Source organism: Streptomyces sp. NRRL WC-3549, assembly GCF_000721935.1.
Taxonomy (GTDB): Bacteria; Actinomycetota; Actinomycetes; order Streptomycetales; family Streptomycetaceae; genus Streptomyces.
In genome coordinates this window covers 2,285-8,007 of record NZ_KL585421.1, presented here as the reverse complement: position 1 = coordinate 8,007, position 5,723 = coordinate 2,285, and the positions used below count along the sequence as shown (strand labels likewise).

At 68.5% G+C, this 5,723-nt stretch carries 3 protein-coding genes; 1 reads left to right on the top strand and 2 read right to left on the bottom strand.

Translation table 11 applies throughout. The features are described from left to right. Positions 1-501: LuxR C-terminal-related transcriptional regulator (locus IH13_RS0125325; protein WP_031088177.1), on the top strand; the 501-nt coding region annotated here is incomplete at its 5' end. A 91-nt stretch (positions 502-592) separates the two neighbouring features. Here IH13_RS0125325 and IH13_RS0125320 read toward each other — a convergent pair. Both IH13_RS0125320 and IH13_RS0125315 read right to left on the bottom strand, forming a co-directional pair. Then, a complete protein-coding gene (locus IH13_RS0125320) occupies positions 593-3,355 on the bottom strand; it encodes a helix-turn-helix transcriptional regulator (protein ID WP_158791294.1) in 2,763 nt (920 codons plus the stop codon). 940 nt (positions 3,356-4,295) lie between these two features. Further along, positions 4,296-5,483: a 3-deoxy-7-phosphoheptulonate synthase gene (locus tag IH13_RS0125315; protein ID WP_082317699.1), complete on the bottom strand. Its 1,188-nt coding sequence runs from the start codon at positions 5,481-5,483 to the stop codon at positions 4,296-4,298. Positions 5,484-5,723 lie beyond the last annotated feature (240 nt).

The following is a 5,723-nucleotide window of genomic DNA, read 5'->3' as shown; positions in this document are numbered from 1 at the left end:
CGGCTGCCGCCGACCTTCACGGACGAGGGGCTCCAGGCCGCGCTGACCGCCCGCAGGGCGGTTCCCGGGCTCCCTGTGCTGGTGCTGTCCCAGCACGTGGAGCAGCTGTACGCAAGGGAGTTGCTGGCGGACGGCCGTGGCGGTATCGGCTATCTCCTCAAGGACCGTGTCTTCGACGACGACACGTTCATCGACTCGGTGCGCCGCGTTGCTTCCGGTGGCACGGCCATGGACCCTGAGGTAGTCAGTCAGTTGTTCCAGTCCATGGGCCCGGTACAGGCACAGCCCCTCTCGGCGCTGACGGCGCGTGAGAGGGAGGTGCTGGCGCTCATGGCGGAGGGCAGGTCGAACGCGGCCATCTCGGAGCGGATGTCGCTCAGTGACAGTGCCGTGAGCAAGCACGCGGCCAGCATCTTCGCCAAGCTGGACCTGGTGCAGTCCACCAGTGACAACAGGCGAGTGCTGGCCGTGATCGCGTACCTCAACAGCTCACGTACGTAGGGGAAGTGGGGAGAGAAGCGAACAGGGCCGTGGGGAGAGGGATGAACAGGAAGTGGGGAAGGAGGTGAACGGGGAAGCGCGGTGCCGGGAATCAGCAGGCCGGGCTGGCGACGTGGAACTCGAGCTCGACCGGCAGGTCCGTCCTGCGCTTGACCCGCAACTTCCGGAAGACCTTGGTGAGGTGCTGCTCCACCGTGCTGACGGTGATGTGCAGCTTGCTGGATATCTCACGGTTCGTGTAGCCGAGCGAGGCGAGCGCAGCGACACGGCGCTCGGAGAGCGTCAGCACGTCCGCGGCCGACGTGGCCTCTTCCACCGGCCGGGACCAGGATTCCGTCTGCCCGGGGTGCAGCATCACCGGCTCTTCAGGACAGGCGAGCGCGGGATCCTGCTTCCGCCGCATCCCGCCCTCCTTGGCCAGCCGCCCCGCACGGCGCGAGATCATCTGCGCCTTGCCGAACTCCCCCATGCCCTCGTGTGCGCAACTGAGGTCGAAGAGCGCCTGCGTGAGGGTGAGCCGGTCACCGCTCGCCTGAAGGATCTCCACGGACTCCTTCAGGAGGCTCAGGCGCCCACGGTGGCTTGCCGTACCCGCCAGGACGCGCAGCGACGCGCCGTACGTACGCGAGGCACGGGAACCGATGTGCGTCATCTGCTCCTTGGTGAGCGCGCGCGCCTGCTCGTGATCGCCGAGTCGGAGGAGGACCTGGGCAGCGTCCGTCCGCCACGGTACGAACGTCGGGGAGTCGAGCTGCCACAGCGTCATGAGCTCACCGCAGTAGCTGAAGTCCGCGAGCGCGGCCTGCAGCCGGTCGGTCGCAAGGTAGTAGTGGCCCCGGGCACGCAGATACATCAGTCCGTACCGGGTCTGGAACATGGCGGCGGGGACCGCCTCCCGCAGGTATCTGCGGGCGCTCTCGAAGTCCCCTCGCGCCGTGACGGCCTGGAGAAGGGTGCCCAGTGTGGCTCCTACGCCCACACCCCAGCCGCCCACACCGATCATCGTCAGCGCCTTGACCGCGTACCGCTCGGCCTGCACCAGATCGCCCTCCCGCAGGGCGATCTCCGCCCGCAGCCCGGACAGGGCCGCTTGCCACGTCACCACACCACGGGTGGCGGCTTCGGCGAGCAGCGCGTCACACCAGCGCTCCGCCAGGACCGGCTGCTCCGCGTAGATGAGCGTCTGGAGGGCCCAGCAGACGGATTCGACCATCTCGTCGTTCAACTGGCTGCTTTGCAGGATCCGTTCGGCCACCCTGATGCACCGCTCGTCCGCGCCGGCGGTCTCCGCGAGGACCGAGCTGAGCACGGCCGAGGCCTGCGCCTGCTGGCCCGGCGGCGTGGTCGCGTTGTCGAAGAAGTGGTTGCTCTCGCCGGATCCGTGCGGGATGAACTGCGGATAGGCGTGTCTGAGCAGGTTGTGCACACCCGTCAGTACGGCGCTCGGCGCTTCGTTCGCGGAGGGTCTGAGGCAGGACAGGTGCTTGATGAGTTCCGTGGCCTCCTGGACGCGCCCGTGCCACATGAGCACCCGCAGCAGGTAGGCCGTCTGCTCGACGTCGAGGTGGCCTTCTCGCTGCGCCTCGAAGAGCGGTGTCAGGTGGCGGACGGCACCTTCCGGGTCACTGCGCCACTTGATCTGGACGAGCAGCATCCGCAACAGGGCACGCTGCCGTTCGCCGGTGCACACGGAGAGCGCGAACTCGATGTAACGGATCGCCGGTTCCTCGTCATCGGCGGCCAGCGACTCCTCCGCCGCCCGTTGCAGTACCGCGATGGCCCAGTCCGCGCTCACGTGCTTCGCCGCCACGAGGTGGTCCGCGACATCCGTGACGCTGCCGCCGCAGTCGCTCAGCAGCTGCGCGGCACGCGTGTGCAGTTCCGCCAGCATCTGCGGGGCCAGGTCGTCATAGACGGCCGCACGTGTCAGCCGGTGCCGGAACCGGCCGTCCTGGATTATTCCCAGCGTCTGCAGTGACTGCAGAGGCCGACGCAGCGCGTCGGGTCCCCGGCCGAGGAACTCCGCGATCCGGTGCGTCGAGCCGGTGGCGTCGAGTACGGCCAGTCCCCTGGCGGCCTCGAGTTCGTCCGGTCCGCTGCGGCGCAGGCAGGTGAGGACGGCCTGCCGGAAACTCTCACCGAGAGAGGAGCAGTCCGCCCGGCCGGGCAGTCCCCCGGACTCGGCGTGGTCCTCGATGAGGGCCCTCACCAGAAGCCGGTTGCCGCCGGTCATCCGGTGGGCCTCCTGCGCGTGCCGCGCCACGTCCTGGCCGAGGTGCTGTGAGCACATCTCGCTGACGCCGTCCGCCGTCAGGGGTGCCAGCCGGACCCTGTGGAACTGTGTCTGGCGGACCAGCTCGATGCGGAAGGCGGGGTGCACCGACCAGTCCCCCGACGATTCTGCGAGTACGAGCAGGATGCGGGAGGACCGCAACCGGTTGACCAGGCGCATCACACAGTCCATCGATGGCTCGTCCGCGTGGTGCACATCGTCCACCACGACGACCAGTGGCGCCTGTTCGGAGAGATCGAGCAGCGTGGCCGCCGCCGTGCGGGAGACATCCGACGCGACGCCCGAGGCCATGAGCTCGGCGACCGGTTCCGCGGGCGCCGGCAGGCAGTCGAGCAACTGACGCAGCACGGCGAACGGTACCGTCCGGTCGGTTCTCGTCGCGGTCGCGTTCAGGAGCAGGGCTCCCTGGTCCGTACACAGGTCAGCGAACGAGCGGAGTAGCTCGGTCTTGCCACTTGCCACCGCCCCACTGACAAGTCCTATTTTTCCATGCCCGTTGAAAGTGGCAGTAAGAAGATTTCTGAGCAGTTGGACGTCATGCTCACGTTCAACAAGTGCCACTGGCACCATCATCCCCCATTGTGACCATTTTCGTGACATCTAGGAGCGGTGGCTGCTGCACCAAAGGCTCAAAATCGCGCCTCACTCCGCGACTACCCCGTCCGGTTCGGCCGCCGCTTGACGCCACACCGGCTATAGCCAGGGACTAGAAACAGTCGCTGGAATCCCTCTCCAATTGGAACACTAGCTCCACCCCCCTCCCCCTGCAAACCCCTACTCAAGGTACACAACGTCCCTTTGCGCGGGTTCCGTTTTGCACCCCCACAGGCCGGCGCCCGCCACCTGGCGGTCCGTCAAATCCAAGGCTGGATCCTCAAGTTAGGCTCAAATTCCCACGTCCCGACCACCAAGACCCCCCTCATTCGACCCTCGTCGGACATAGGGGTATGAGCCACACGCCATAGGGGATCGGGCTCCGCATCCGACAGCACCCCCACCCCTGAACGAGTAGGGTCCGTTGCAGGATCCGTACGGAAGTCCGACGACCCCTCATGGTGCAGACCACGTCACGAGGCTGGAAGTCGGGCATTGGCGGCACCTGGCGGCGGGCGGCACACCGGCCCGCCTTGATGGCGATTTCCGTCCGCTCGGCCCGGACGCGGGGACACCCGCCGGTCGCGCGGCCGGAACACGACGGACACCTCGGGCGCGGTGACGCCGGTCGGCGGTGTTCCGCGGCCGGGGGTCCGCAGCCGCCACCGCGCGCCCGTTCCGTCAGACCGGGTCGAGGCAGGGTGCGATGACGGAGAGGCCGAGGCGGGAGGCCTGGCAGGGGTTCTGACGGCGCGCCACCGCGCTCACGACACGGCCCCGCGGGCCCGCCGGCCGGCCGTGCCACCGGCACCACTGCGCCGGGACGACCGGCGCCATTGGTTGAGCCAATGAAAGTACGCGGGAATCCCCAGCATGGACGCCTGACGACGACTTTCAGTTCCAGAAATCAACTGCGGAGCATCTCCGCCATAAGAAAGGCCAACTCCACAGATTGTTGTTCATTCAACCGAGGGCCGCATTCCGCCCCGAATCCGCCACCCCGCTCCGTGTCGGATTTACCCTGTGCGCCCGTGGTTTCGAAATGTATCCCGCCCGGATGGGTCCCCAGTGCGCGATGTACATCGATGTATCCGCGCACTTCGTCGACGACTGGCGAGAAGGAACACGCGGTGATGCCGGCCGCCGGCTCGTGGGGGCGGCCGTGCATCGGGTCGCAGCTCCACACCACTTGATGGCCGGACGCCGTCACCTTCTCGACGATGGGCGGAAGCACGTCACGGACCCGGTCGCCGCCCATCCGGCTGATCAGCGTGACCCGGCCCGGCCGTACATGCGGATCGAGTCGCCGCACGTACTCCACGGCCTCTTCCGGTGCCGTCGTCGGCCCGATCGTGAGGCATACCGGATTGGCCAGCAGCTCGGCCTGGGCGAGGTGGGCGTCGTCCGGCTGCCGGGCCCGCTCACCGATCCGGAACTGGTGCGCTGAAAGCGCCCACAGCTGCGGCTCGTCCCCGGACTCCTCCCGGGCCATGTAGGGCATCACGTGGCCGGGCAGCGGCTCGTGGCTCGCGAACACCTTCGTGGTCCGCAACAGACGGTCGTCGGCCCCCCAGGCGGCCATGAACCTCAGGCCGCGGTCGATCTCGGCGGAGAGCGCCTCGAATCGGCTGCCCCCCGGGGTGTCGTGCACGAACTCCCGGTTCCAGCCCTGCACCTGACGCACGTCGGCGATGCCGTGCTCGCCGGTCATCGCCCGGATCATGTTCATCGCCACAGCGGCGTCCGCGTGGGCCCTGCCTGCTCCGACGGAGCACGGCCCGGTGTGCCGGGCGGCCAGCCGGGCGATCTTGACGACCGGCACCCTGGCGGCGTGGGTCAGGATCACCGACATCTGCAGCAGCGTGCGGACGAGTCCGCCCACGCGCCGGTCGGTGAACGGCTGCGCGCATGTGCTGCCTTGCAGTACGAAGGCCTCACCTCGGGCGGCCGTGGCCATCAGGGTGCTGAGGTCGTCGACCTCGTCCGGCAGGACAAGCGGGGCCTGAGCGGGCGGCGTGGCCCCCACCTCGCGCGGCCGGATCGGCGGCGTGGCTCCCGGTCCGGGGCCGGGGAGGTCGGACGGCTCATTCGTCATGGTCCCTCGCGGTCTCTGGGCACTGGGGTCTGCACGGTGGCCGTCGTGTCCTCGAACGCCTGACGTACCGCGCCGACGTGCATCGGCCCTTTCGCGGAACCGAGGTGACGGGTGGCGACGGCCCCGCCGGCGGCTGTGGAGATCAGCCGGTTCGGCGTACGAGAACATGCGCGCGCGGCGGCTGCCCGACCCGGGCTTCCGCTATTGCGGGGGGTTGCCGTGCTTGCGGGACGGCAGGTC